The following is a 25,026-nucleotide window of genomic DNA, read 5'->3' as shown; positions in this document are numbered from 1 at the left end:
TCAGCGCAGCTGGCTGTCCTTGCTGCCGCGGCGGTTGTAGCCGCTGTGGGCCGACTCCTCCGCATCCAGCGCCTGCTGGCAGGCCACGCACAGGCGCACGCCGGGAATGGCCCTGCGCCGCGCCTCGGGAATCGGCGCATCGCATTCCTCGCAGCGCTCCAGCCCCGGCCCGCTGGGCAGGCGGCTGCGGGCGCGCTTGATCGCGTCCTCGACGGTGGCGTCGATCTGATCCTGAACGGCGGTATCTCCCGCCCAACCGGTGGCCATGGCTGGCTGCTCCGTAGTGACCGGGGGCCAGCCTAGCGCAAACGCCTGTACCCCGGGCCAACGCGCCGCCGCGGTGTCACCACACCAGGTCGTCGGGCACCACGAACTGCGCGTAATAGGCGTCGTCCTCGGCGTTGCCGCTGGACGCCGGCGCGTCGCCGGGCTGGCCGTGGTCGAGCACGATCAGGCTGGCGTCGCGCTCGCGCACCTTCTCGGCGGCCAGCCGTGGCAGCAGCTCGAAGCCCTCGCCGTGGCGCGCGATCACCAGGGTGCCGGCGGCCAGCTGCTTGCGCAGCGCCTCGTCCACCAGCAGGGTGCGGATCGCGGCGCCATCGCTGAAGCGGTACTCCAGCTCGCCGCGGCGCGGTACCCGGCGGTCGGCGATGATCTGCCGCGCCTGCGCGCGCAGTTCCTCGGCGCGGCGCTGGGCGTTGCGCTCGGCGGCCAGCAGGCGGTCGCGCTCGGCCTTTTCCGCACGCACGCGCTCGGCCTCGCGCTGGCTGTCGCTGGGGCCGGCGGGCGCCCCCTTGGCGTGCCGCGCCTTGTTCTGCTCGCGCGCGACCTGGGCCACCTGCGATTTCTTCACCAGGCCGGCCTTGAGCAGTTGCTCCTGCAGGGGGTTCGCCTTTGCCATGTTTCGCACTACGTGATCGGATCGATGCTGCCATGATACCGGCCCGTCCCCGCCCGCGCCTGCCGATGCAGCCCCTGACCTACCTCGCCGGCTACCCCGAACACCTGCAGCAGCACGCCCGCGCGCTGCTGGCGCGAGGAGCCCTGGGCGAGGCCGTGCGCCGCCGCTACCCGGAGCCGCACGCGGTGCGCAGCGACCGCCAGCTCTACGACTACGTGCAGGCGCTGAAGGAGCGCCACCTGCGCCAGTCGGTGCCGCTGGGCAAGGTGTTGTACGACGGCAAGCTGCAGGTACTCAAGCATGCACTGGGACTGCACACGGCGGTGTCGCGCAACCACGGCGGCCGGCTCAGGGCCAGCCGCGAGATCCGCATCGCCAGCGTGTTCCGCGATGCCCCGGGGCCGTTCCTGCGCATGATCGTGGTACACGAGCTGGCGCACCTGAAGGAAGCCGAACACAACAAGGCCTTCTACCAGCTGTGCCTGCACATGGAGCCGGATTACCACCAGCTGGAGTTCGACCTGCGCCTGTACCTGACCGCGCTGGAGCACGAGGCCGCCAGCTCTCCTGACGTCCCGTAAGGCGGGGGCTTGCCCCGCATGCCGCCTCGCCGGGAAAGCCTCGTGCCGAGCAAGCCCGGCACCTACGGTCGTCACGGCGCTACACTCCCCGCCCGCCGTACTGTCCGCCCCCATGACCACGCCCCTCCGTCTCGACAAGCGCCTCGCCGCGCAGCTGCACTGCTCCCGCGCCCAAGCCCGGCACTACATCGAGGGCGGCTGGGTCAGCGTGGACGGGGTGGTGGTGGAGGCGCCGCAGACCCTGGTGGCCGGCGAAACCGTCACCCTCGCCGCCGGCGCCAGCAGCGAGCCGGCCGAACCGGCGACGCTGCTGCTGAACAAGCCCGCCGGCTGCACAACCGAAGAAATGTCCACGCTGCTGCGCGAGGAGGCTCGTTTCGCCGACGACGGCTCCGGCATCCGCCTGCTGCACCGCCACTTCCTGCGCCTGGAAACGCCGATGCCGCTGGACGACGATGCCTGCGGGCTGGTGGTGCTCACCCAGGACTGGCGCGTGCGCCGCCACCTGCTCGAGACCGGCGCGACGCTGGAACAGGAATACATGGTGGACGTGGACGGCGAAGGCAGCCCCTGGGCGCTGCCGCGGCTGACCCACGGCCTGGATTACCAGGGCCGCGCACTGCCCGCCTGCAAGGTCAGCTGGCAGAGCGAGCAGCGCCTGCGCTTCGCGATCAAGGACGTGCGGCCGGGCCAGCTGCAGCACATGTGCGCCGCGGTCGGCCTGCGCGCCACCCGGGTGCGGCGGCTGCGCATCGGCCGCATCGGCCTGAGCCGGATGCCGGACGGGCAGTGGCGCTATCTCGGCTCCGGCCAGCGCTTCTGAGCCGCACTTCCGCAGGTGCAGGGCTTGCCCTGCACGACACTCTCCCGGCCAAAGCCCCGCCGGTCGCGCCGGCCTACGCCAGCAAGCGCAGCACAGCCGCCGCCACCGCACCCACCAGCACCACCCCCAGGAACGGCAGCCGCAGCGCCAGGGCCAGCGCGGCCACCAACAGCGCGCCGATGCGCGCGTCCAGCACCACGCCCTGCCCGGCGGACACCGCGTTCATCGTGGTCAGCGACGCCAGCAGGCCGATGGTCAGCGTACCGGCCACGCGGGTCATGCGCGGCGACTGCATCCAGCGCACCGGCACCAGATAGCCGCAGACCTTGATCGCCCAGGCCGCCACGCTGGCCAGCAGCACCCAGCCCCACAGCGTCACCGGGCGTCTCCCGCATCGTGGCCGGGCGCCACGTCCGGTTCCAGCCCTTCATCGGCCGGCCCGCGCCCGAACCCGCCCCACAGCGCGGCAACCGCGGCCGCCAGCAGGATCGGCACGCCCGGTGGCGCCCACGGCAGTGCCAGCACCGTGACCAGCGCGCAGGCCACGGCAATGGCCACCGCTTCGCGGGCGCGCAGGCGCGGCCACAGCAGACCCAGGAAGGCCGCCACCGCGGCGCCGTCCAGCCCCCAGCGGCGCGGGTCGCCCAGTGCATCGCCGAGCAGCGCGCCCAGCAGGGTGCACAGGTTCCACAGCACGTACACGCCGACACCGGCGACCCAGAACCCGCGGCGCTGCTCGGCCGGCGCGTCCTGGCCGGCGGCGGTGGCCGCCGATTCGTCGATGGTGACCTGCGCCGCCAGCGGGCGCAGCCAGCCGCGCGGCCGCAGCAGGTGGTTGATCTGCGCGCCGTACACCGCGTTGCGGATGCCCAGCAGGGTGGCCGCGCTAAACGCGGCCGGGCCGCCGCCACCGGCACCGATCACGCCGATGAAGGCGAACTGCGAGCCGCCGGTGAACATCAGCAGGCTGAGCGCCGCGGTCTGGCCGACGCTGAAGCCCGATGCCACCGCCAGTGCGCCGAAGGAAATGCCGTACAGGCCGGTGGCCACGGCGATGGACAGGCCGATGCGGACCGCGGGGGTGAGGCGCGGCGCCATGTTCAGCCGCGCCCGCGTGCCTGTTCGGCGGCGGCCACGAATACCACGTCGGTGGAGGAGTTGAGCGCGGTCTCGGCCGAGTCCTGCACCACGCCGACGATGAAGCCCACCGCCACCACCTGCATCGCCACGTCGTTGGAGATGCCGAACAGGCCGCAGGCCAGCGGGATCAGCAGCAGCGAGCCGCCCGGCACGCCGGAGGCACCGCAGGCACCGATCGCCGCCACCACGCTCAGCAGCAGCGCGGTGGGCAGGTCCACGGCGATGCCCAGGGTGTTGACCGCCGCCAGCGTCAGCACCGAGATGGTGATCGCCGCGCCGGCCATGTTGATGGTCGCGCCCAGCGGGATCGCCACCGAATAGGTTTCCTCGTGCAGGCCCAGCTTGCGGCACAGCTCCATGTTGACCGGGATGTTGGCCGCCGAGGAGCGGGTGAAGAACGCGGTGATGCCGCTCTCGCGCAGGCACCGCAGCACCAGCGGGTACGGGTTGCGGCGGGTGGTCAGCGCCACGATCAGCGGGTTGCCGACGAAGGCCATGAACAGCATCGCCCCCACCAGCACGCACAGCACGTGCAGGTAGACCTTCAGCGCGCCGAGACCGGATTCGGCCAGCAGCGAGGCGACGATGCCGAACACGCCCAGCGGCGCCAGACGGATCACCATGCGCACGATCCAGGTGATCGCGGCGGACAGATCGCCGACCAGCGCGCGCGTGCCGGCGCCGGCATGGCGCAGCGCCAGCCCCAGGCCGATGGCCCAGGCCAGCAGGCCGATGTAGTTGGCGCGGGCCAGCGCGTTGACCGGGTTGTCCACCACCTGCATCAGCAGGGCGCGCAGCACCTCGCCGATGCCCCCCGGCGCGCTCAGCCCGGCGTCGGTGGGGACCTTCAGCAGCAGTGTGCTGGGAAACAGGTAACTGGCCAGCACGCCGACCAGCGCCGCGGCCAGGGTGCCGGCCACGTACAGCAGCAGGATCGTGCGGATGTGGGTCTTCTGCCCCTGCTGGTGGTTGGCGATGGAGGCCGTCACCAGGACCAGCACCAGCACCGGGGCGACCGCCTTGAGCGCGGCCACGAACACCGTGCCGAGCAGGCCGGCGGCGTGCGCGCCCTGCGGCCAGGCCAGCGCCAGCACGATGCCGGCGAGCAGGCCGATGATGATCTGGACCACCAAGCTGGGGGCACGGAAGGAACGGGAACGGTTGCGCATCGGCGGGCTCGGGCAGGACAAACCGCGATTCTCGCCCAGACCCCGCCGCGCCCACACCCCCGGAACGTCATGGCCGACGCAGCGGCATCACCCGGACACCGCTAGGATGCGCCCATGGAACCTTCCCCTTCCCGCGGCAGGCGCCTGCTGCGCCTGTGCGGCCGCATCCTCGCCGCGCTCCTGCTGCTGGTCGCCAGCGGCCTGCTGCTGGGCGACTGGCTCACCCGCGCGCCGTCGGCGAGCCCTCCACGGCGCTGCCGCCACGCGCCGGGCAGACCGCGCTGGACCGCGCGCTCGAGCCGCAGCTGGCCGCACACCCGGGCCGCAGCGGCGCGGCCTACCTGGTCGACGGCCTGGAAGCCTTCGCCGCGCGCTCGGTGGTCACCCGCCAGGCCGGCCGCAGCCTCGACCTGCAGTACTACATATGGCACGACGACATGGTCGGCCACCTGCTGGTGAACGACGTATACGCCGCGGCCGCGCGCGGGGTGCGCGTGCGGCTGCTGCTGGACGACATGAACGCCAAGGGGCTGGATGCGCAGCTGCTGGCGCTCGACGCGCACCCGCGCATCGAAGTGCGCCTGTACAACCCGTTCCGCAACCGCGAGGGCCTGTGGCGGCTGGTGGAGATGGTGCAGCGGGTCTTCAGCATCAACCACCGCATGCACAACAAGGCCTGGATCGCCGACGGCCGCGTGGCCATCGTCGGCGGCCGCAACATCGGCGCCGAGTACTTCGATGCCCGCGAGGACGTCAATTTCCGCGACCTGGACCTGCTGCTCGCCGGCCCGGCCGCCGGCGAGGCCAGCGCCATCTTCGACGCATTCTGGAACAGCCCCGCCGCCGTACCGATCGCCGCCCTCGCCGCGCCTTCGGAGCGCCAGCTCGACCAGCTGGTTTCCCGCGCGGCGCTGGACGCGCGCCGGGAAGAGGCGCTGCCCTACCTGCAACGGCTGCGCGAGCGGCTGGCCGGCCCCTATGTCGGCGGGCGCCTGCCGCTGCACTGGACCGGGCGCCTCCAGGTCCATTCCGACCCGCCGCTCAAGCACCGCGACAACGACCGCGGCGACTGGCTGGTGACGCGCCTGGGCCAGGAACTGGGGCAGGCGCGGCACAAGACCCTGCTGATATCGCCCTATTTCGTCCCCGGCGACAGCGGCACCGGCGAACTGCTGCGGCAGCTCGCCGACGGCGTGCAGGTGGGCATCGTCACCAATTCGCTGGCGGCCAATGACGTGGCCGCGGTGCACAGCGGCTACATGCACTACCGGCTGCCGCTGCTGCGCGGCGGCGCCAGCGTGTACGAACTCAAATCGCGCGGCAGCGACGGCGGCCGCGGCTCGGCCTTCGGCAGCAGCGGCGCCAGCCTGCACACCAAGGCCATCGTCGTCGACGACCGGCGCGGCTTCGTCGGCTCGTTCAACCTGGACCCGCGCTCGGCCTACCTCAACACCGAAATGGGCGTGCTGTTCGACGATCCGGTGCTGGCCGCACAGCTGCGCGAGGAATACCTGCGCCTGTCCGGCGCCGAGCTGAGCTACTACCTGTATCTGGACAGCGACGGGAACCTGCGCTGGCTGGACCGGGCGCGGACGCCACCGGCCGGCTACGTCGCCGAACCGGACACCACCTGGCTGCAGCGCGCCACCGCCCGGGTGATCAGCTGGCTGCCGCTGGAATCACAACTGTGATGCCGCGCCGCGAGGCGCGGCTCAGCCCTCGCCCGGCGCGTCCGGGCTGACCCGCTTCCACAGCCAGCCACCGACATGGCCGGGAACGCAGGCGGACAGCGTCTCCAGTGCCTGCGCTTCCTCCAGCAGTCCTTCCCGGCACAGCATCGACAACGCCGCGGCCAGTTCGCCGACCTCCAGCGAACGCGCCAATGGCGTCGATGGCGCGCCCTGCCCGCCGGCCTCCAGCGCCGCGGCAACATCGGCGGGAAGCTGCCATGCGCGCGCGATCCGCGCCGCCAGCAGCGGGGTGCAGCGTTCCAGCAGCGACAGCAGCAGGGCCGGCGACGGCGCCAGCGTCTGCCGGCGCGAATAGGCGTCGGCGGTGGCGCGCACCACCATCACCATCGCCAGCCCGCGCAGCAGGCCGGCCAGCTGCGCGGAGAAGCCGTCTTCGCGCTCCACGCTGCGGGCATGGTCGGCCGCGGCCAGCGACATGCGCAGGGTGTAATCCCACACCCGCTGCGAGAACCGGCCGCCATCGCCGTCGGGAGGGTTCATCACCGGCTGCACCAGCGCCGCGGAAATGATCTGGCGGATGCCTTCGTTGCCGACCACGGTCACCGCGCGCTCGATGCTGCGCACTTCCTGTTGCTGGAAGCGGTACAGCGCGCTGTTGGCGATGCGCAGCAGGTTCACCGTCAGCAACGGGTCACTGCCGATGATGCGGCCGATGGAACGCGCCGAGGCGGTGCTGTCGTTGACGCTCTGGATCAGCTGCGGCAGCAGGTGCGGGCGCCGCGGGATGTAGCGTTGCGACAGGTCCGCGCGCTCCAGCACCGCCATCACCGTATCGGCGATCTGGCGGTGCTCGGCCGCAGCGGGCGGCTCCGCCGCGTCGCCTTCGATGCCGAGCGCGGCGCGCAGGAACTGCCGGCGCATCCGCGGCAGCAGCGCCGGGTCCATTGCCGGGGCGGCAGCGTGGTCGGCATCGGCGGCCTCGGGGACGAAACTCCAGGCCGCCTGCGGACGCCGCCGGCCGAACCACCAGGCCGCGCCCACGCCGGCCAGCAGTGCGGCCAGCAGCGCCGGGACGATCACCGGTTGCATGGCTGGTACCCTGGGCGGGCGGGAGCTGAAGGCCGCATGCCGCGCCCCGTTACCTGTCGGCTTTTTCCAGGCGGATGCCGAGCGGACCGCCCAGCGAACCGTCTTCGTTGATGGTGAAATTCAGCGACGCGCCCTTCTGCGGCAACGCCACCTTCAAGGTATCGCCCTCGCGCACGTAGGTGGTTTCCTGGGAGATGCCCATCGCCTCGATGGTGACCGTGCCGCCGGGCGTGAAGCTGTACCGGGTGACGCCCATCGCATCGGCATAGACGCCCTTGATCCCCTGGCTGCAGGCCGACAGCAGGCACAGCACGGCGATGACGGGCAGGTACTTCTTCATTGCTTCCCCCGGAGGTAATGGCGCGGCCATCCACGGCCGCCGCATGCGGATTGATTCTGCCACAGGCCAGCGCCGGCCAAGCCGCCGGTCGTCAGTCGTCTGCGCCCGCCGGTGCGCCGCGGGCGAGCGCGGCCTGCGGCAACGGCGCGCGCACGAAGCGCGCCGACAACCGCAGCGCATAGACCAGGCCGGCGAGCAGCGCCAGGCCGGCGCCGCTGGCGAACGCGGCGGCCAGCCCGAAGCGGGCGGCGACCAGGCCGGCCAGCACCATGCCGGCGCCGATGCCCACGTCCAGCGCGCAGAAATAGGTGGCCACCGCGGTGCCGCGGCGGGCATGGCCGCCGAGATTGACCATCATCGTCTGGTAGGCCGGGTAGACCACGCCGAAGCCGAAGCCGGCCAGCAGCCCGGACAGGTAGTACGTCGCCGGTGTGGCCGCATACGCCATCAGCCCGAGCCCGGCGACGATCGCCAGGCTGCCGCCGTTGGTCGCCAGCACCACCCGGCCGCCGTCGATCAGGCGCCCGGAAAAGCCGCGCGAGACCATCATGCCCACCGCCATCAGGGTGAAGAAGATGCCGGTATTGCCCGCGCCCAGCTGTTTGCCGTGGAGCGCGGCAAAGGCCAGCAGCATGCCGTAGCCCAGGCCGATCACGGCCAGGTTCAACGCCAGCGGGAGGCCGCGTACCAGCAGGAAACGATCCAGCGACAACACCGCCGCGGCACCGTCGCGCCGTTTGCGCGGCGCATGCACCCGCAACGCCACCAGCAGGCCGGCGATGCCGGCGGCCACCGCCGCCTCGAAGATCACCTGGAACGGATGGTGGTCCATCAGCCACAACCCGGCCATCGGCCCCAGCGCCATCGCCAGGCTGCTCATCAGCCCGAACAGGCCGATGCCCTCGCCGCGGCGCTCCGAGGGGATGATGTCGATGGCCTGGGTGTTGGCCGCGGTGCTCATCACCGCGAAGGTCACGCCGATGCCCAGCCGCACCAGCACGAACACCAGCACGGTGTGCGCCAGCAGGTAGCCGGAGGTGAACAGCACGTAGGCCGCCAGCGCCAGCAGGTAGGCGTGCTTGGCGTTGAAGCGATCGACGATGAAGCCGGAGAACGGCCGCACCAGCAGCGCGGCGATCACGTAGCTGGACAACACCAGCCCCACCGTGGCCTCGCCGATCCGCAGCTGCTCCACGAGATGGAACGGCAACGTCGGCATCAGCACGTAGAACGACATGCCCATCAGGAAGTTGGCGATGCACGCCAACACGAACCCCGGGGTCCACAGCGCGGGCCGCGGCTGGCTCATGCGCCGCCGCTGGGTGCGCGCCCCGGTAGCGCACCGGCGCCCGCGCGGATGCGCCTGGGCAACGCCCGCGCCATCAACCGACGCCGCGCAGCGCCAGGGTCAGCGCCAGCACGCTCAGGATCACCGCGATGGTGCCGTCCAGCACGCGCCAGGTGCCGGGCTTGTGGAACAGCGGCGTCAGCAGGCGCGCGCCCAGGCCCTGCGCGGTCAGCCACAGCGCGCTGGCGGTGACCACGCCGGCGGCGAACGCCATGCGCGCGTGCCCGAAGTTGTCGGCGATCGAACCGATCACCACCATGTCCAGCCAGAAATGCGGGTTGATCACCGAGAACCCGGCCGCGGCCATCATCGCCGCCCGGCGCGAGGATTGCGCGCTGTCGTCCAGCTGCAGCCCGCCACCGCCGGCCACGGCCCGCCGCGCCGACTGCAGCGCATACCAGACCAGGAAGGCGACGCCGCCCCACAGCAGCACGGTCGTCAGCCATGGCAACTGGCTGGTGAGCGTGCGCAGGCCCGCCACGCTGGCGAAGATGAAGGCCGCGTCGATGGCGAAGCAGGTGGCGATCACCGGGATCACGTGCTGGCGCAGGATGCCCTGGCGCAGGATGAAGGCGCTCTGCGCGCCGACCACGGCGAAAAGACCGATGCCGGTACCGGCACCGCTGAGCCAGGCGGCACTGGTGGCCTGGGCGGTTACGACGGAAAACATGGGGGAAACTGCCTGTCTGCGGGTAGGGAGGACACACCGGGGATGCGTCGACGGCAGCGATTGTCGCAGTGCAGCATCCAGAAGTGGAGCTAAACTTCTTAAACCCTCATTAGCAGAACTTAATCATGCGCATCGACCATGCCCAGTTGCGGGCGCTGGCGGCGGTGATCCGCGAAGGCAGCTTCGAGCGCGCCGCGCTGGCGTTGAACGTCACCGCCTCGGCGGTATCGCAGCGGATCAAGGCGCTGGAGGAGCGGGTCGGCAAGCTGCTGGTCCGGCGCACCACGCCCACCGAAGCCACCGCCGAGGGCCAGGTGCTGGTGCGCCTGGCCGAGCAGACCGCGCTGCTGGAGCGCGATGCGTTCGAGCGCATCGGCCTGTCAGACGCCGACCTGCCACGCGCCAGCATCCCGGTGGCGGTGAACCACGACAGCATGGAAACCTGGTTTCCCGAGGCCGCGCTGACGTTCGCCCGGCTCGGCAGCACCACCCTGGACCTGCATACCGAGGACCAGGACCACACCGCCGCGCTGTTGCGCCAGGGCGCGGTGCTGGGCGCGGTCACCACCCTGTCCGAGCCGGTGCAGGGCTGCCAGATCCACGCGCTGGGCAGCATGCGCTACGCCGCCACCTGCACCCCCGAGTTCCACGCGCGGCACTTCGCCAGGGGCGTCACCGCGCAGGCGCTGGCGCAGGCCCCGGTACTGGTGTTCAACCGCAAGGACGACCTGCAGGCGCGCTATGCCCAGCGCCTGACCGGCTCGCAGCAACCGCTGCAGGCGCCGACCTGGTGGATCCCCTCCACCCGCGCCTTCGTCCATGCCAACCTCGGCGGCCTGGGCTGGACCATGAACCCGCTGCCGCTGGTTCGCCGCCACCTGGACAGCGGGCGCCTGGTCTACGTCAAGGCGCGCGCCTGGGAGGACATCCCGCTGTACTGGCAGCACTGGAAGGGCGAAGTGGCATCGATGGCGCTGCTGACCCGCGCCATCCTGCAGGCGTCCTCCACCCTGATCCGCAGGCGCCGCTAGCTGTGTAAACCCAGCACGTTGTTCAGGGGTATGCGGGAGATGGGTGGTTTGTAGCCGAGGCTTGCATGAGGGCGGTGCCAGTTGTAGTGATGCAGCCAGTCATGGAGGGCGCCAGCCCGCTGCCCGGAGTTGTCATAGGCGCGGGCATAGGCCCACTCGCGCAGGCTGGTCTGGACCAGGCGTTCGGCCTTGCCGTTGGTGCGCGGGTGTAGGGACGCGTGCGCAGGTGGCGCATGCCAAGGCGACGGAGCAGGCGCTGGAAACGGCGCGACCTGTAGCAGGTGCCGTTGTCGGTCAACACCCGCTCGAAGCACACGCCCAGGCTGCGGTAGTAGCGCACCGTGCGGATAAGGGCTTTGCAGGCGCTGGTCCCGCGCTCGTCCGGCTCGATGGAGGCGAAGGCCACGCGCGAGTGATCGTCGATGGCCAGATGGACGTATTCCCAGCCAATGCCCCTGTGTCGATGCGAGCGGTCACCGGTCACACGGTGGCCCGGGGAACCGATCCGCCCCAGCTTCTTGATGTCCAGATGCAGCAGTTGGCCGGGCCGGGCGTGTTCATAGCGGTTCTCCGGCAGCGCCGGCTCCAGTTCGGCCAAGCGGTGCAGTCCGGCACGGCGCAGCAACCGGGCGATGGTGCTTGGCGCCACGGACAGCCGCTGGGCGATCTGGCGATAGGTCTGGCGTGAGCGTCGCAGTTCCAGCATCTGCGCTGCGATGGTTGACGGTGTGGCATGGGGGCAGGCATGCGGCCGGGAGCTGCGGTCGGCCAAGCCAGCAGGACCCTCTTCCCGGTACCGCTTCAGCCACTTGTAGGCCGTGCGCACGCTCACGCCAGCTGCATGGGCGGCCTCCGCGATGCGCAGGCCCTGCACGAGGATGCGGTCCACAAGCAGGGCTCGACCGCGAGGCGTCAAACGGGCATGTTTATGCAGGTTCATCCGGGGCTCCTGGGGCTGGGTTGGTGTCGTAACCCCCATCTTCCAGCGATGCCCCGGATGAACAACCTACTGAGAGATCACAGCTAGCGCCGCTGCGCGCGTGCCCGGGCCCGGCGCCGCCGCGCGGCGGTGCCAGGCAGGCCTGGCCCCGGGCGCGGGTCAGGCCAGCGCGTACCCGAGCCCGCCGCGCACCGCGGCCACCTGGGCGTCGTCGCACTGCGCGGGCGTGGCGCGCGGGCTGTCGGGGTAGACCTCGGTGGTGGTGGTGTAGCGCGCGTCGGTGATGCCCGCGCACAGGCCCAGTGCCCTGTACGGGTACTCGATCACCCCGGGCGCGACCACCGGCGAGCCGATGATCCGCCCCTGCGCGTCCGCCGGCGCGATGTGGGTGACCGCGGCCACCGCGGCGATCACCGCCTGCTGGAACGCCGGTTGCGGGTTGAGCGCGTCGGCACACAGGTAGAAGCCGTCGGGGACGCTGTCCGCCTCGAACGGCTTGCCATCGCGCGCGGCCAGCGCCGGGCGGAACTCGCCTTCGTCGCTGTCGGTGGTCTCGTGCAGGTCGATGTGCATCACGAAGCGCCCCGCCAGCGGCTGCACCAGTGCCATCAGCGCCGCCGACTCGGGCGCCGGGCTGGCGGCGGTGAAGTTGCGGTTCGGGTCCAGCGCCAGCGCGTTCCAGCGCTGGATGCGCTCATAGCCCCACGGGCTCACGCAGGGCGCGACCAGCAGGTTGCAGCGGCCGGCGTAGTCGGCGCCGTGCCGCTCGACGAACTTCAGCGCGCCCAGCACGCCGCTGGTTTCATAGCCGTGCACGCCACCGGTCACCAGCGCCACCGGCAGCGCGTCGTCCCAGCCGCGGCTGCGGATCGCCAGCAGCGGATAGCGGCCGGAGGGATAGTCCAGTTCGCCGTATCCGGCCACGTCGAAGCGGTCGCGCAGCGCGTCGATCCGGGCCAGCACGTCGTCGGCATAGCTGCGCTGCACGCGCTGCCGCGCCAGCCATTGCGCCCTTTCCGCCGCGCCCCAGGCCTGGCCGGGGGTTCCGATGGGATAAAAAGCGGTGGTCATGGCGGCTCCTGGTGGTGACGGACAGGCGCGCACTCTACACCGCCCGGCGCGGCGGCGAGGCCATGCCGGCGCCGGTCACCCGGGCGGGCGGGGTCGGCGAGCAGCCGGGCGATGTCCGCGTCCTTCTGCTGCCACAGCCCGTTCATCCACTGCTGGAAGCGTGCGCGGAAAGCGCGGTCGCCCTGGTAATCGCCGGCAACCAGATCGGCCGGGATCGGCCGCTGTCGCACCAGCACCTTCACTTCCGGGACGCGGTTGGCCATCAGGTCCAGCATCGACGGGATGCCGCCGGGGTAGACGATGGTCACGTCCAGCAGCGCATGCAGGCCCTGCCCCATCGCATCGAGCACGAAGGCCACGCCACCGGACTTGGGCTTGAGCAGGTGCCGGAACGGCGAGCCCTGGCCGTCGTGCTTGGCGCGGGTGAAGCGGGTGCCTTCGACGAAGTTCATCACCGCCACCGGGATGTCGCGGAAGCGCGCGCAGGCACGCCGCGTCGCCTCCATGTCGCGCCGGCCAAGCTCCGGGTTGCGGGCGATCTGCTTGCGGCTGTAGCGGCCCATGAACGGGAAATCCAGCGCCCACCACGCCAGCCCCAGCACCGGCACCCAGAACAGCGAGCGTTTGAGGAAGAAGCGCAGCAGCGGGATGCGCCGGTTGAACACCTTCTGCAGCACCAGGATGTCCACCCAGCTCTGGTGGTTGGCCAGCACCAGGTAATGGCCGTCGCGCGCCAGCGTGGCCGGGACGTCGACCGTGAAGCGAGTGCGGGTGAACGCCTGCATCATCGCGCTGTTCACCCCGATCCAGCTCTCGGCCAGCCCGGTCAGCAGCGGGTTGCAGGCGCGGCGCACCGCGGCCAGCGGCAGCAACGCCTTGAACAGCGCCACCGCGAACAGCGGCAGGCAGTGCAGCAGGGTGTTGAGCGCGATCAGCAGCAGGATCGGGACGATGCGGAACCATTTCATGGGGGACTATCTCGCGCGGTTCGGGCCGGGGCCGCCATCCAAAAGCGGCACAGGGTAGCAAACGCCGCGGGCGGTGGCCGACGCCCGCCGGTCTTCCGCCGGCCCCCATGGCGGCGCGATAATCCACTTCCCGCCCCTGCCCGCCGTCCCCGCATGTCCCCGACGCTGCCGCCCCCGGGCGAGATCCTCGACCTGTTGCCCGACGTGGTGTGCGTGGTCGACCCGCAAGGCCATTACCTGGCGGTCAACGCCGCCTTCGAGCGGCTGATCGGCTATCGCCACGAGGAGGTGCTGGGGCGGCGCATGACCGAACTCATCCACCCCGATGACCACGCCACCACCGCGCAGGCGGTGCAGCGGGTCATGGAGGGCCGGCCGCTGCCGCACTTCCGCAACCGCTACGTCCGCCGCGACGGCGGGCTGGTGGACATGCAGTGGTCGGCCAGGTGGCTGCCCGACTACGGCGTGCGCATCGCCGTGGGCCACCCGGTCACCGAACTGCGCGACCTGGAGCGGCGGCTGGAGTTCATGGCCGCGCACGACCCGCTCACCCGGCTGCCCAACCGCTACCGGCTGCGCGAGGAACTGGACCGGCTGCTGGCCGACGGCACCCGGCCGCTGGCCGTGCTGTACCTGGACCTGGACGGCTTCAAGGCGATCAACGACCGCCATGGCCACGCGCTGGGCGACCAGGTGCTGCGCGAAACCGCCGCTGGCCTGCGCCAGGCGCTGCGCCACGGCGACTTCATCGCCCGCGTCGGCGGCGACGAGTTCGTGGCGCTGCTGCCGGACTGCGGCCGCGCGGACGACGCCCGCGCGGTGGCCGGCATGCTGCAGGCGGCGCTGGACCAACGCCAGGCGCAGCCGTCGTTCGCGCGCACCGGCGTCAGCATCGGCGTGGCCTGCTGCCCGGCCGACGGACGCGACGCGGAAACCCTGCTGCGCCACGCCGATGCCGACATGTACGCGGCCAAGCACGGCCGCGGGCGGGCCGCCGGTGCCTGAGCCGCGGGGCCGGCACGGGCCTCTGCTACCCTATCGCGATGAACCAAACCGCTGACCGCCCGGCCACCGCTCCTGTTTTCACGCCGATGGCGCAACGCTTCCGCGGCTTCCTGCCGGTGGTGGTGGACGTGGAGACCGGCGGCTTCGACTGGAACCGGCACGCGCTGCTGGAAATCGCCGCCATTCCGCTGGACATGGACGAGAACGGCCTGCTGCGGCCCGGCCAGACCAGTTGCGCGCACGTGGTGCCGGCCGAAGGCACCGAGATCGACCCCAAGTCGCTGGAGGTCACCGGCATCGTGCTGGACCACCCGTTCCGCCTGGCCAAGCCCGAGCGCGAGGCACTGGAACACGTGTTCGCGCCGGTGCGCGCGGCGCTGAAGAAGCATGGCTGCCAGCGCGCGATCCTGGTCGGGCACAACGCCCACTTCGACCTGAACTTCCTCAATGCGGCGGTTGCCCGCAGCGGCCACAAGCGCAATCCGTTCCACCCGTTCAGCGTGTTCGACACGGTGACCCTGGCCGGCGTGGCCTACGGCCAGACCGTGCTGGCGCGGGCGCTGCAGGCCGCCGGCTTCGAGTGGGATGCCAGCCAGGCGCACAGCGCGGTGTACGACACCGAGCAGACCGCGCGCCTGTTCTGCCAGATCGTCAACGGTTTCCGCAGCCAGGAACAGGGAACCCGCAACGGGTAACGGCGGAAACCGGCGCGGCGCTGCTGCCTGCACGCGTTCCCGGTTCCCGTCCACCCGTTGCCGGGGTCGTCACCCCAGGCAGATCCGGTCGCGGCCGTCGCTCTTGGCCTGGTACAGGGCCTTGTCGGCGCGCTGGAACAACAGCAGCGGGGTGCGGTCGCCGGCCGCCAGCTGCACCAGCCCGGCACTGAACGTCACCCGCAGGCCCTCGATCCCGGCCCAGTTGCGCTGCGCATGGAACAGCCCCTGCAGGCGCGTGCACACCCCTTGCGCCTCCTCCAGCGGGGTGTCGTTGAGCAGCAGCGCGAATTCCTCGCCGCCCAGCCGCGCCGGCAGGTCGGAATCCCGGCAACTGGCGGCCAGCAGCCGCGCCACCTCGCACAGCACCTGGTCGCCGACACTGTGCGACCAGCTGTCGTTGACGGTCTTGAAATGGTCGATGTCCAGCACCAGCAGGCTCAGCGGGTGGCCGCTGCGCTGGGAACGGGCGAAATCGCGCGCCAGCGCCTCGTCGAAGGCACGGCGGTTGGGCAGGCCGGTCAACGGGTCCTCGTGGGCCTGGCGCTCGAACGCCACGGCCTGCTGGCGCAGGCGCTCGGCCAGCGCGGTCTTCTCCTGGTTGGCCGCCAGCAGGCGCTCGGCCTGCAACTGCAGGTCGGCGGTGCGCTCGGCAACCTGGCGCGCCAGGCGCATGTTGCTGGTCTTGTAGCGGTGGATCAGGTACCGGTACAGCGCCACCAGCGCCAGCAGCAGCGCGATGCCGGCCGCGGCCTGCACGCTGCGGCGCTGCCACGGCAACGGCTCGACGGTGAACTTCCAGGCCGCCTCGCTTTCGCTCCAGCGGCCGCCCGGGTGCATCGCCGAGACATGCAGGGTGTAGTCGCCCGGCGGCAGCCCCATGAACTCGACGCTGCGCTGGTTGCCGCGCTCGATCCAGTCGTGGTCCAGCCCTTCCAGCCGGGTGCGGTAACGGATCCGGTCGGACATCAGGTAGCTCAGGCCGACGTAACCCACCGTCAGCCGGCGCCCGCCGGGCACGGCGGTGACGCCGTGCGCCTGCCAATGCAGCGGCACCCCGTCCAGCTGCACGCTTTCCACCACCACCGGCGGCGGCAACCGTTCGCGGAAGCGCTGCAGCCGCAACGGGTCGACCATGCTCAGGCCGCCGGCGGTGGCCACCCAGTAGGTGCCGTCGGCGCGCAGTACCGCGGACGGCCCGGTGCTGCCGTTGGCCTGGGCGTTGTACATGCCGTCGATCTCGTTGTAGCGCTCGACCTCGATCCGCGGGCTGCGGCCATCGGCCACCGCGTCCAGTGCCGCCATCGTGGTGCGCAGGATGCCGCGGTTGCTGCTGATCCAGACATTGCCCAGGCGGTCGGGCACCATTTCGAACACGGTGTCCACCGGCATGCCCTGTTCCAGCCCCACCCGCGCCAGGCGGCCGTCGCGGTAGCGGTACAGGCCGCGGTCGGAGGTGGCCCACATCGCGTCGCCGACCGGGGTGAAGCCGAAGATGCTGCGGCCACCGCCGAGCCCGTCCACGTCCAGCCGCTGCACGGTATTCCCGCGCAGCACGCGGATGCCTTCGATGGTGCCTATCCACAGGCCGTCCTCGGTGTGGCGCAGCGCGGTCACCAGCCCGCCCGGCAGCCCGGCCACCGTGGGCACCTGCGCGCCGTCGGCGCCCAGCCGCACCACGCCGCGCTGGGTGCCGGCCCAGATGCCATCGCCATCGCGGTCGGCGGCCATCACCCGCACGTTGCCTGCCGCCAGGCCGTCGGCGGTGCCGTAGTGGCGGCTGCGGCCCTGGCGGTCGATGCGGTAGATGCCGTCGCCGAAGGTGCCGACCCACATCGCGCCATCGCGGCTCTGGATCACGCTCAGCACCGACGGCGCCTTGCCGACGCTGTTGCGCAGCGGCACCGGCGCGATGCGGCCGTCGCGCTCCATCCGGTCCAGGCCGGCGGCACCGCCGATCCACAGGCGCCGCTGGTCGTCCTCGATCACCGCGCGCACGTAGTCCCCGCTCAGCCCATCGCGGGTGGTGTAGCTGGTGAACAGGGTTTCGCGCAGCCGGTACAGGCCACCGTTGCCGCCCACCCAGATGCTGCCTTCGGCATCCTCCATCAGGCTGGTGATGCGCCCGTTCTGCATCTGCCGGCTGTCCGGCAGGCGCTCCACGCCATGGCTGCCGATGCGGAACAGCCCCTGGTTCTCGGTGCCCAGCCACAGGTCGCCGTGGCGGTCCTGCAGCATCGCGGTGGTGTGCGAAACCCCGGGCAGCACGTGCACCCGGCGCGCACCGCCCGGGTGCATCCGGTACAGCGCGCCATCGGTGACGATCCACACCGCGCCGTCCGGCGCGCGGTAGGGCCAGGCCGGGCCCGGCGGCAGGTCCAGCGCGGCCGGCGCGTTGCCCAGCACGCCATCGTCGCCACGCAGCTTCAGGCCATCCATGGTGCCGACCCAGACCCGGTCCTTGTCATCCACGGCCAGCCAGTTGGACAGCGTCATGTTCACCGGCGCGCCCGGCGCCGGCGGCTCGTAGACCAGGCGTCCGTCGGGGGCCAGGTAGCCCAGCCCGCGACCCTCGTAGAGCAGCCACAGCCGGCCCTTGCTGTCCTTCTGCATCGCCTGGATCAGCACCTTCGGCGCCGGCGGGTGCTGCGGCCACTGCCGCCAGCGCCCGTCGAGCGTGCGCCGCAGGACGTCGCCGCGTGAATCGGTCACCCACAGCGCGCCATCGCGATCCACGTACAGCGCACCGATGCCGTTGTCGAGCAGCCCGGGCCGGGTGCTGCGGTCATAGAGGTCGAAGTCGAGCCCGTTGTAGCGCGCCACCCCTTCCCAGGTGGCGAACCACAGGTGTCCCTCCGGCGTCTGCGCGATGCCGCGCAGCGAGTTGTGCGGCAGGCCGTTGCGCGAGGTCCACATGTCCACCGCGTAATCGCGCAGCGGCGGCGTATGTTCGGCCGCGGCCGCGCCCCCGGCCACCAGCAGCAGGCACAGCCAAAGCCGCATGAGGCGCCGGACCCAGCGGCCGCCGCGCATGCGGCCGGGACGCGATTCGCGGCGTCGCTGCAACGACGGGGCCGGGCGGTCGAGCGGTGCGGACGGCTGCGGCAACGTCATGTGCACGGACAGGGGGAGAGTGCGCACATGGTAGGGGGATTGCCGGCCCCATGCAGCCCCCCGCCCCCGGAACCGGCCAGCGTCGCCGGCCGGCGCATTGCCGCTCAGCCGCGGCGGGCGGGCGCCGGCCAGGTGACCACCGCTTCCAGGCCACCGCCGGGATGGTTGCGCAGCACCAGGGTGGCGCCGTTCTTCTCGGCCAGCGTGCGGGCGATGGTCAGGCCCAGGCCGGCGCCCCCGGTCTCGCGCGAACGCGAGGTCTCCAGGCGCAGGAACGGGGTGAACACCGCCTCCAGTTCGTCCGCCGCCAGGCCCGGGCCGTGGTCGCGGATGCATACCTGGACCTGGCCGTCGCGCGCCTGCGCGCGGATGGACGCCGAGTGCCCGTACTTGACGGCATTGTCCACCAGGTTGGAGAACAGCCGGTGCATGGCCAGCGGGCGCACCCGCAGCACGGCGCCACAGCCCTGCTCGAACTCGACCGGGTGCCCGGCCTCGGCCGCGTCCCCGGCCACGCTCTGCAACAGCGAATCCAGGTCCAGCACCACGCGCTGCTCGGCGCTTTCGGCGCTGCGGGCCAGTTCCAGCCCCTCGCGCACCAGCGCCTGCATCGCCGCCAGGTCGGCGATCAGCCGTTCGCGCAGCGGTTCGTCGGCCACGTTCTCCAGCCGCAGCCGCAGCCGGGTGAGCGGCGTCTGCAGGTCGTGGGTGATGGCCGCGAGCATCTGCGTGCGCTCGCCGATATGCCGCTGCAGGCGCTGCTGCATGGCGTTGAAGGCTTCGGCCGCGCGCCGCACCTCCTGCGGCCCGGTCACCGGCAATGGATCGCGCTGCAGGTCCTGGCCCAGCTCGGTGGCGGCGTCGGCGAGCCGCTGCAGCGGCGAACTGGCGATACGCGCCACCACGTAGGCGAGCACGGCGATGGCCAGCGACAGCAGCGACAGGAACAGCGGATCGAAGGCGAAGATGCGGATGCGCGCCGTCGCCGGGTACTGCAATGTCAGCCGCAGCGGGGTGCCATCGCCCAGGGTCAGCTCCACCAGCCGGCAGCGCGGCGGCACCACCGCCGGATAGCGCTTGCGCAGGTGGTGCGGGATGCGCGTGCGCTGCGGCAGCAGCTCCGGCAGCGGTGGCAGGCAGGCGCGGAAGCCGGTGACATACACCCGCGCATCGGCCACCGGCCCCTCGCGGTCGTCCAGGACCGCCATCAGCGCCACGTCCTGCTTGCCGGCATGGACCTCGCCGCGGGCCGGATGCACGCTCGCGCCGCCGGTTTCCAGCAGCCGCGCGCGCAGCTCGGGGTTGCTCTCAAGCAGGGCCACGAAGCCCTGCAGGCGATCGGCCATGCGCATCAGGTTCTGCTGCTCGAACTCCTGGCGGCGGTGCGCCTCGGCCAGCAGGGTGGCGCCGATCGCCGCGGACAGCATGCCGACCAGCAGGATGACGAACAGCCGCCCCGTCATCGAGGCCAGGAACCGCCGCAGCCGGGCCATCATGCCAGCGTCACCACGCCGGCGAACACATAGCCCTCGCTGCGCACGGTCCTGATCAGGCTGCCGGCGCTGCCGAGCTTCTGGCGCAGGCGGCTGACCTGCAGGTCGATGGCGCGGTCCTGGGCCTCATGGCTGCGGCCGCCGCCCAGCGCGGCCAGCTGCTCGCGGGAGAGCACCTTGTTGGCATGGCCGACGAATACCCGCAGCAGGCGGAACTCGGCGCCGGACAGCATCACCACGCGCCCGGCCGGATCCACCAGGTGGCGCCGCTCCAGGTCGAACAGCCAGTCGGCGAACGTCGCCCGGCGCATCGCCAACGGCTCCAGGTTGGCCGGCAGCGCCTCGGTCCGGCGCAGCACGTTGCGGATCCGCGCCAGCAGTTCGCGCGGCTCGAACGGCTTGGCCAGGTAGTCGTCGGCGCCCATTTCCAGCCCGAGCACGCGGTCGATCGGCTCGGCGCGGGCGGTGAGCATGATCACCGGGGTGCTGGCGCGCGCGCGCAGCTCGCGGCACAACGCCAGCCCGTCCTCACGCGGCAGGTTGAGGTCGAGCACGACCAGGTCGATGGCTTCGCGCGCCAGCGCGTGGCGCATGCCGGCGCCATCGGCGGCGGTGCTCACCGTGTAGCCGGCGCGGCCGAGCTGCTCGGCCAGCAGTCCGCGGATGTCGCTGTCGTCGTCGACCACCAGCAGGCGGTGCATGGGGCGATGTTCCTTGGTGGGATGCGCAATGCTAACCGAGCCGGACGCGCATCCCGTGCGGCCCCGGCGAGCGGGCGACGCCGCGGCGCACGCCTCAGCGCGTGTCGGCGGCGTCGCCCCAGCCCAGGTCCGGCTCGGGGTAGTAGTGGACGCCCAGCGCGTCCAGGTGTGCGCGCAGCCCTGCCATGCGCCGCACGAACCCCGGATAGCCGCGCTGCGTGGCCGGGCTCCATGCCACCTCGGCCACGGCCGCCAGGCGTGGCCACAGGCGCGCATCGGCGGCGGCGTCGGTATGCACGAACTCGCTCCACAGCGCCGCTTCCACGCCCACCGCGGTCCGGTAAGGGGTCGGGTCGAAGGCATAGACCCGGGCCAGCGGCACGCCCGCGGCGCGGCACCAGTCGGCGCCGGGCTGGCCGGCACGGTTGCCGTGGTCGATGTACAGGTAGGAGCACGGCGACAGGATCAAGCGGTGGCCGCGGGCGACCGCGGCCTCGATGGCATAGCCGTCGTTCCACAGCTGCACCAGCGCGGTGGGCTTCATCGCGGCCACCGATCCTTCCTCCCAGACCACCGGAGTACGCCCCATCGCGTCCACCATCGCCGCGGTGCGGGCGACGAAATCGGCGTACAGCGGGTGCCTGATCTCATCGCCGCCGATGTGGATTTCATTGGACGGAAAGATCGCCGCCACCTCCTCCAGCACGTCGCGGACGAAGGGATACACCACCTCGGGCTTGTCCAGGCACAACACGCTGAAGCCCACTCCCACGCCGGCGTAGGTGCCGCGGTTGGCCACGTCGTCGCAGGCCAGCGCGTTGTACGAGGCCAGCGCCGCCTGCACGTGCCCGGGCATGTCGATCTCCGGCACCAGGGTGACGCCGCGTGCCTGCGCGTACGCCACCAGGTGCCTCAGCTGCGCCTGGGTGTAGTAACCGGCGCGCCCGCCCTGCACCGCGCTGGCGCCGCCGATTTCCACCAGCCGGGGATAGCGCTTGATCTCGATCCGCCAGCCCTGGTCGTCGGTCAGGTGCAGGTGCAGCCGGTTCAATTTGAACAGGGCCATGCGGTCGATGTGCCTTTCCAGGTAATCAACCGGCAGGAAACTGCGCGCCACGTCCAGCGACAGCCCGCGCCAGCGGTAGGCGGGCACGTCGGTGATCGCCAGCTGCGGCAGCCGGTAATCCGTGCCGGCGCGCGCCGGCAGCAGTTGCCGCAGGGTCTGCACCGCATGCAGCAGCCCGGCATCGGTGCGCGCGCTCAGATGGATCGCATCGTCCACCAGCAGCCGGTAGCCCTCCTCGCCCAGTGCCGGGTCGTCGACCCGCTGCAGCCGCAGCGGCGTGCCCGCGTCCGCGCTGGCGATGTGCAGCGTCGCCAGCAGTTCGTCCAGCGCACGCCGGGCCATGGGCGCGGCGCCCGCGTCCTCCACGGCCACCGCCGAGGAAATACGCAGCACGCCGGGACCGGCGTGGATGGCGCCAGGCAGCGGCACGATGTGCGCCACCGGCGTCGGTTCCATGGCCACCGTCGGCCGCCGGTGCGCGCAACCGGCCAGCACCGCCAGCGCCACGCAGGACAGCACGATCCAAGGCCTGAGCTGCAGTCTCATCGGGTCCTCCCCTGCCGGCGGTCGAGCAGCGGCAGTCTGCCGGCGCCGCGGCGGCGCCCCGGCGGGCGGGCGCGATGCCCGCCCGGCCCGGCGTGGTCAGTCGCCGCCCTTGACGATGCGCCCGTCCTTGACGATCACCGCGAAGCGGCGCGCCGGATCGGCGATCACCTGCAGGTCCTCCAGCGGATTGCCCTCGACCAGCAGCAGGTCCGCCAGCGCGCCCTCCTCAACCACCCCCAGGCGCCCCGGATAGGGGCTGCGCAGGCCTGACAGCGCCAGCAGTTCGGCGTTGTCGTGGGTGACCATGCGCAGGATCTCCGCCGGGGTGAACCACTCCCGCAGGCCGAGGATGAAGGCGTTCTGCTCGACATTGAGCGCCGGCTCGAACAGGAAGTCGGTGCCCCACGCCATGCGCACCCCGGCGCGCTTGGCCATGGCCCACATGCGCGCCTGCCCGTCGATCACCGGCTTGCGCTTCTCGCGGCGCAACGGATCCATGTTCTCGGTGCTCGCACGCAGGGTCTGGCTGGACAGCCACACGCCACGGCGCGCCATCAGCCGCAGCGTGTCCTCGTCCAGCATCTGCCCGTGTTCGATGCTCTTCACCCCGGCTTCGATGGCGCGGCGCACCGCGCGCACGGTATAGGCATGCACGGTGACGTAGGTGCCCCAGTCCTCGGCGGCCTCCACCGCGGCGCGCATCTCGTCGAGCGTGTACTGGGTGACGTCCACCGGGTCGTAGGCCGAGGACGTGCCGCCGCCGGCCATCAGCTTGATCTGGCTGGCGCCCCGGCGCAGGTTCTCGCGCACCGCGGTGAGCACCTCGTCGCGGCCGTCGGCGATGAAGGTGGCGCCCATTTCCTCGGCCAGCGCCGGCTTGCCGAAGAAGCGCCGCGAGCGCTCGTGCGGCAGGCGCATGTCGCCATGCCCGGCGGTCTGGCTGATGGTGGCGCCGGATGGCCAGATGCGCGGGCCGCGCGCATGGCCGGCGTCGATCGCCGCCTTCAGTTCGAAGATCGGCCCGCCGACGTCGCGCACGCTGGTGAAGCCACGCAGCAGGGTGCGCTCGGATTCGGCCGCCACCCGCGCGGCCAGCTGGTCCGGCGTGTCCGCCAGGGCCAGCATGTCCGCCTGCGAGAGCGCGGTGAACGTGCTGTGCCAGTGCGCGTCGATCAGCCCCGGCATCAGCGTGCGGCCGCGGCCTTCGATCACCGTGGCCGTGGCCGCCGGTGTCGCCGCCGCGCCGATCGCAGCGATATGCCGCCCGCGCACCAGCACGTCGGTGGGCGCGCCCAGCGAGCCGCGCACGGTGTCCAGCACCCGGACCCCGCGGAACAGCAGTTCGCCTTCCTCCGCCGCGGCCTGCACGGAAACGGGGGCGGCCAGCAGCAGCGCCCACGACAACGACAGCGTTCGCATCAGCCAGAGCATGGACATGACGTTTCTCCCTGTGGCATGCCGGTACCGCCAGCCGGCGGCCGCGCCAGTATAGGCGGCGGCCGCGACGGCATCGCCATGGCGGCCGCGCGCAGGCAGCCGCCGGCGCCGCTCAGCCCCCGGCGAACACCGGTTCCAGCAGGCGGAAGGTACCGGCGTCGGCATCCATCTCCACGCGGCCGCCGACCGGCACGATGAACTGTTCGCGGATGTGGCCGATCATCGCCCCGCGGAAGGCCGGGATCTTCAGCGGCGCGATGTAGTCGGCGAACAGCTGGTCCAGGGTCAGCGAGCCATAGCCGTCGCCGGGCGTGCAGCCGGTGCATTCGCCGAAGATGAAGCCGGCGATCCTGTCCAGCGCGCCCATCAGCTTGAGCGTGCTGAGCATGCGGTCGATGCGGTACGGCGCTTCGTCCACGTCTTCCAGGAACAGGATCTTGCCGTTGAAATCGGGCAGGTACGGCGAACCGGCCAGCGCGGTCAGTACGGTCAGGTTGCCGCCCACCAGCTCGCCGCGCGCGGTGCCGCCGGTGATGGTGCGGGTGCGGTTCCTGCGCGGCACCAGTTCGTCGTCGGTATCGACGCTGTTGCGGTACTGCATCAGTTCGCGCTTGAAGAACAGGCGCTCGAACTGGTCCACGTTGAACCGGTTCCAGCTGCCCGAGCCGATCGGCCCGTGGAAGGTCACCAGCCCGGTCCTGGCCTGGATCGCGCAATGCAGCGCGGTGATGTCCGAGTAGCCGAGCAGCACCTTGGGATTGGCGCGGATGGCGGCATAGTCCAGCAGCGGCAGCAGCCGCGCCGCACCGGAGCCGCCGCGCACGCAGACGATGGCCTTGACCTGGCGGTCGGCGAACATGGCGTTCAGGTCGCCGGCGCGCTCGGCATCGGTACCGGCCAGATGTCCATGCCGCGCATCGTAATGGGCGCCGGTCTTGACCTTGAAGCCCAGCGCTTCCATCGCCTCGCGCGCCAGCTGCAGGCTGAGCGGGTCGCTGCTGGCCGCAGACGGGCTGACCAGCGCCACCGTATCGCCCTTCTCCAGCGGCAGCGGCAGCAACCGCCCGCCACGTTGCGCCGCCAGCACGCTGCCCGTGCCCATCAGCGGCAACAGCGCCCCCGCCAATGCCGTACCACCAAGGAATCGCCGCCTGTCCATGCCACCGCCTGTCTGCAGAAAGTGCGGCCG

21 protein-coding genes and 3 pseudogenes are annotated in these 25,026 nt (G+C 71.7%); 6 read left to right on the top strand and 18 right to left on the bottom strand.

Annotated elements, in window-relative coordinates; genetic code table 11:
• Both B1L07_05785 and B1L07_05780 read right to left on the bottom strand, forming a co-directional pair.
• Nucleotides 1–267: a hypothetical protein gene (locus B1L07_05785; protein AUZ54692.1), complete on the bottom strand. Its 267-nt coding sequence runs from the start codon at nt 265–267 to the stop codon at nt 1–3.
• Between the two features lie 76 nt (nt 268–343).
• Nucleotides 344–901: a nucleoprotein/polynucleotide-associated enzyme gene (locus B1L07_05780; protein AUZ54691.1), complete on the bottom strand. Its 558-nt coding sequence runs from the start codon at nt 899–901 to the stop codon at nt 344–346.
• A 65-nt stretch (nt 902–966) separates the two neighbouring features.
• Here B1L07_05780 and B1L07_05775 point away from each other — a divergent pair, with 65 nt between their 5' ends.
• Both B1L07_05775 and B1L07_05770 read left to right on the top strand, forming a co-directional pair.
• Nucleotides 967–1,482 (top strand): metal-dependent hydrolase, encoded by a 516-nt coding sequence (locus tag B1L07_05775; protein AUZ56477.1) that lies wholly within the window; start codon nt 967–969, stop codon nt 1,480–1,482.
• A gap of 112 nt (nt 1,483–1,594) precedes the next feature.
• On the top strand, nt 1,595–2,305 hold the full coding sequence (locus tag B1L07_05770; GenBank protein AUZ54690.1) for an RNA-binding protein: 711 nt from the start codon (nt 1,595–1,597) through the stop codon (nt 2,303–2,305).
• A gap of 73 nt (nt 2,306–2,378) precedes the next feature.
• Here B1L07_05770 and B1L07_05765 read toward each other — a convergent pair whose 3' ends face one another.
• From B1L07_05765 to B1L07_05755, 3 genes are read right to left on the bottom strand one after another with little or no spacing between them, the layout of a single operon-like run.
• Nucleotides 2,379–2,684, bottom strand: coding sequence for a branched-chain amino acid transporter AzlD (locus B1L07_05765; GenBank protein ID AUZ54689.1), 306 nt, complete (start codon nt 2,682–2,684; stop codon nt 2,379–2,381).
• Entirely contained in the window at nt 2,681–3,403 is a 723-nt protein-coding gene (locus B1L07_05760) for a branched-chain amino acid ABC transporter permease (protein ID AUZ54688.1), read from the bottom strand. Before B1L07_05760 ends, B1L07_05765 begins: the two co-directional genes overlap by 4 nt.
• Nucleotides 3,404–3,405: 2 nt before the next feature.
• Nucleotides 3,406–4,614 carry a serine/threonine transporter SstT gene (locus B1L07_05755; GenBank protein AUZ54687.1) on the bottom strand — a complete coding sequence of 403 codons (1,209 nt, stop codon included), beginning with the start codon at nt 4,612–4,614 and terminating at the stop codon, nt 3,406–3,408.
• A 114-nt stretch (nt 4,615–4,728) separates the two neighbouring features.
• Here B1L07_05755 and B1L07_05750 point away from each other — a divergent pair.
• Nucleotides 4,729–6,305, top strand: a pseudogene (locus B1L07_05750) (phospholipase D family protein).
• Between the two features lie 21 nt (nt 6,306–6,326).
• Here B1L07_05750 and B1L07_05745 read toward each other — a convergent pair.
• The 4 genes from B1L07_05745 to B1L07_05730 form a co-directional block, all read right to left on the bottom strand.
• A complete protein-coding gene (locus B1L07_05745; protein ID AUZ54686.1) occupies nt 6,327–7,394 on the bottom strand; it encodes a hypothetical protein in 1,068 nt (355 codons plus the stop codon).
• 49 nt (nt 7,395–7,443) lie between these two features.
• Nucleotides 7,444–7,707, bottom strand: coding sequence for a hypothetical protein (locus tag B1L07_05740; protein AUZ56476.1), 264 nt, complete (start codon nt 7,705–7,707; stop codon nt 7,444–7,446).
• A gap of 118 nt (nt 7,708–7,825) precedes the next feature.
• Nucleotides 7,826–9,043, bottom strand: a complete 1,218-nt coding sequence (locus B1L07_05735) for a hypothetical protein (protein ID AUZ54685.1) — start codon at nt 9,041–9,043, stop codon at nt 7,826–7,828.
• A gap of 73 nt (nt 9,044–9,116) precedes the next feature.
• Complete coding sequence (locus tag B1L07_05730; GenBank protein ID AUZ54684.1) at nt 9,117–9,752, bottom strand: lysine transporter LysE; 636 nt, start codon at nt 9,750–9,752, stop codon at nt 9,117–9,119.
• A 125-nt stretch (nt 9,753–9,877) separates the two neighbouring features.
• Here B1L07_05730 and B1L07_05725 point away from each other — a divergent pair, with 125 nt between their 5' ends.
• On the top strand, nt 9,878–10,783 hold the full coding sequence (locus B1L07_05725) for a LysR family transcriptional regulator (GenBank protein ID AUZ54683.1): 906 nt from the start codon (nt 9,878–9,880) through the stop codon (nt 10,781–10,783).
• Here the strand turns inward: B1L07_05725 and B1L07_05720 are convergent.
• The 3 genes and pseudogenes from B1L07_05720 to B1L07_05710 form a co-directional block, all read right to left on the bottom strand.
• A pseudogene (locus tag B1L07_05720) lies at nt 10,780–11,723 on the bottom strand (IS481 family transposase). The gene B1L07_05725 and the pseudogene B1L07_05720 sit on opposite strands and share 4 nt — an antisense overlap.
• A gap of 159 nt (nt 11,724–11,882) precedes the next feature.
• On the bottom strand, nt 11,883–12,794 hold the full coding sequence (locus tag B1L07_05715) for a peptidase (protein ID AUZ54682.1): 912 nt from the start codon (nt 12,792–12,794) through the stop codon (nt 11,883–11,885).
• A gap of 95 nt (nt 12,795–12,889) precedes the next feature.
• Nucleotides 12,890–13,762, bottom strand: a pseudogene (locus tag B1L07_05710) (acyltransferase).
• A gap of 153 nt (nt 13,763–13,915) precedes the next feature.
• Here B1L07_05710 and B1L07_05705 point away from each other — a divergent pair.
• Together B1L07_05705 and B1L07_05700 are read left to right on the top strand one after the other, a co-directional pair.
• A complete protein-coding gene (locus tag B1L07_05705) occupies nt 13,916–14,767 on the top strand; it encodes a diguanylate cyclase (GenBank protein AUZ54681.1) in 852 nt (283 codons plus the stop codon).
• 38 nt (nt 14,768–14,805) lie between these two features.
• Complete coding sequence (locus tag B1L07_05700) at nt 14,806–15,462, top strand: ribonuclease T (GenBank protein ID AUZ54680.1); 657 nt, start codon at nt 14,806–14,808, stop codon at nt 15,460–15,462.
• Nucleotides 15,463–15,531: 69 nt separating this feature from the next.
• Here B1L07_05700 and B1L07_05695 read toward each other — a convergent pair whose 3' ends face one another.
• The 6 genes from B1L07_05695 to B1L07_05670 form a co-directional block, all read right to left on the bottom strand.
• A complete protein-coding gene (locus B1L07_05695) occupies nt 15,532–18,513 on the bottom strand; it encodes a GGDEF domain-containing protein (GenBank protein ID AUZ54679.1) in 2,982 nt (993 codons plus the stop codon).
• A gap of 185 nt (nt 18,514–18,698) precedes the next feature.
• The gene (locus B1L07_05690) at nt 18,699–20,087 is read right to left on the bottom strand and encodes a two-component sensor histidine kinase (protein AUZ56475.1); all 1,389 of its coding nucleotides are present in this window, start codon (nt 20,085–20,087) and stop codon (nt 18,699–18,701) included.
• The gene (locus B1L07_05685; protein ID AUZ54678.1) at nt 20,087–20,788 is read right to left on the bottom strand and encodes a DNA-binding response regulator; all 702 of its coding nucleotides are present in this window, start codon (nt 20,786–20,788) and stop codon (nt 20,087–20,089) included. Before B1L07_05685 ends, B1L07_05690 begins: the two co-directional genes overlap by 1 nt.
• 94 nt (nt 20,789–20,882) lie before the next feature.
• Entirely contained in the window at nt 20,883–22,394 is a 1,512-nt protein-coding gene (locus tag B1L07_05680) for a hypothetical protein (protein ID AUZ56474.1), read from the bottom strand.
• Nucleotides 22,395–22,496: 102 nt separating this feature from the next.
• Nucleotides 22,497–23,819: a hydrolase gene (locus tag B1L07_05675; GenBank protein AUZ56473.1), complete on the bottom strand. Its 1,323-nt coding sequence runs from the start codon at nt 23,817–23,819 to the stop codon at nt 22,497–22,499.
• A 130-nt stretch (nt 23,820–23,949) separates the two neighbouring features.
• Nucleotides 23,950–24,996: an LD-carboxypeptidase gene (locus B1L07_05670; GenBank protein ID AUZ54677.1), complete on the bottom strand. Its 1,047-nt coding sequence runs from the start codon at nt 24,994–24,996 to the stop codon at nt 23,950–23,952.
• Between the last annotated feature and the right edge of the window lie 30 nt (nt 24,997–25,026).

The organism is Stenotrophomonas acidaminiphila (assembly GCA_002951995.1).
Classification (GTDB): Bacteria; Pseudomonadota; Gammaproteobacteria; order Xanthomonadales; family Xanthomonadaceae; genus Stenotrophomonas; species Stenotrophomonas acidaminiphila_A.
Note: the sequence above shows the minus strand (reverse complement) of the source record. Positions and strands in the feature narration are given on the sequence as shown.

What these genes read in the sequence shown, in the direction of transcription:
- B1L07_05785 (AUZ54692.1), bottom strand. Translation starts at nt 267, where the DNA reads ATGGCCACCGGTTGGGCGGGAGATACCGCCGTTCAGGATCAGATCGAC.
- B1L07_05780 (AUZ54691.1), bottom strand. Translation starts at nt 901, where the DNA reads ATGGCAAAGGCGAACCCCCTGCAGGAGCAACTGCTCAAGGCCGGCCTG.
- B1L07_05775 (AUZ56477.1), top strand. Translation starts at nt 967, where the DNA reads ATGCAGCCCCTGACCTACCTCGCCGGCTACCCCGAACACCTGCAGCAG.
- B1L07_05770 (AUZ54690.1), top strand. Translation starts at nt 1,595, where the DNA reads ATGACCACGCCCCTCCGTCTCGACAAGCGCCTCGCCGCGCAGCTGCAC.
- B1L07_05760 (AUZ54688.1), bottom strand. Translation starts at nt 3,403, where the DNA reads ATGGCGCCGCGCCTCACCCCCGCGGTCCGCATCGGCCTGTCCATCGCC.
- B1L07_05755 (AUZ54687.1), bottom strand. Translation starts at nt 4,614, where the DNA reads ATGCGCAACCGTTCCCGTTCCTTCCGTGCCCCCAGCTTGGTGGTCCAG.
- B1L07_05745 (AUZ54686.1), bottom strand. Translation starts at nt 7,394, where the DNA reads ATGCAACCGGTGATCGTCCCGGCGCTGCTGGCCGCACTGCTGGCCGGC.
- B1L07_05735 (AUZ54685.1), bottom strand. Translation starts at nt 9,043, where the DNA reads ATGAGCCAGCCGCGGCCCGCGCTGTGGACCCCGGGGTTCGTGTTGGCG.
- B1L07_05730 (AUZ54684.1), bottom strand. Translation starts at nt 9,752, where the DNA reads ATGTTTTCCGTCGTAACCGCCCAGGCCACCAGTGCCGCCTGGCTCAGC.
- B1L07_05725 (AUZ54683.1), top strand. Translation starts at nt 9,878, where the DNA reads ATGCGCATCGACCATGCCCAGTTGCGGGCGCTGGCGGCGGTGATCCGC.
- B1L07_05715 (AUZ54682.1), bottom strand. Translation starts at nt 12,794, where the DNA reads ATGACCACCGCTTTTTATCCCATCGGAACCCCCGGCCAGGCCTGGGGC.
- B1L07_05705 (AUZ54681.1), top strand. Translation starts at nt 13,916, where the DNA reads ATGTCCCCGACGCTGCCGCCCCCGGGCGAGATCCTCGACCTGTTGCCC.
- B1L07_05700 (AUZ54680.1), top strand. Translation starts at nt 14,806, where the DNA reads ATGAACCAAACCGCTGACCGCCCGGCCACCGCTCCTGTTTTCACGCCG.
- B1L07_05695 (AUZ54679.1), bottom strand. Translation starts at nt 18,513, where the DNA reads ATGCGCGGCGGCCGCTGGGTCCGGCGCCTCATGCGGCTTTGGCTGTGC.
- B1L07_05690 (AUZ56475.1), bottom strand. Translation starts at nt 20,087, where the DNA reads ATGGCCCGGCTGCGGCGGTTCCTGGCCTCGATGACGGGGCGGCTGTTC.
- B1L07_05685 (AUZ54678.1), bottom strand. Translation starts at nt 20,788, where the DNA reads ATGCACCGCCTGCTGGTGGTCGACGACGACAGCGACATCCGCGGACTG.
- B1L07_05675 (AUZ56473.1), bottom strand. Translation starts at nt 23,819, where the DNA reads ATGCGAACGCTGTCGTTGTCGTGGGCGCTGCTGCTGGCCGCCCCCGTT.
- B1L07_05670 (AUZ54677.1), bottom strand. Translation starts at nt 24,996, where the DNA reads ATGGACAGGCGGCGATTCCTTGGTGGTACGGCATTGGCGGGGGCGCTG.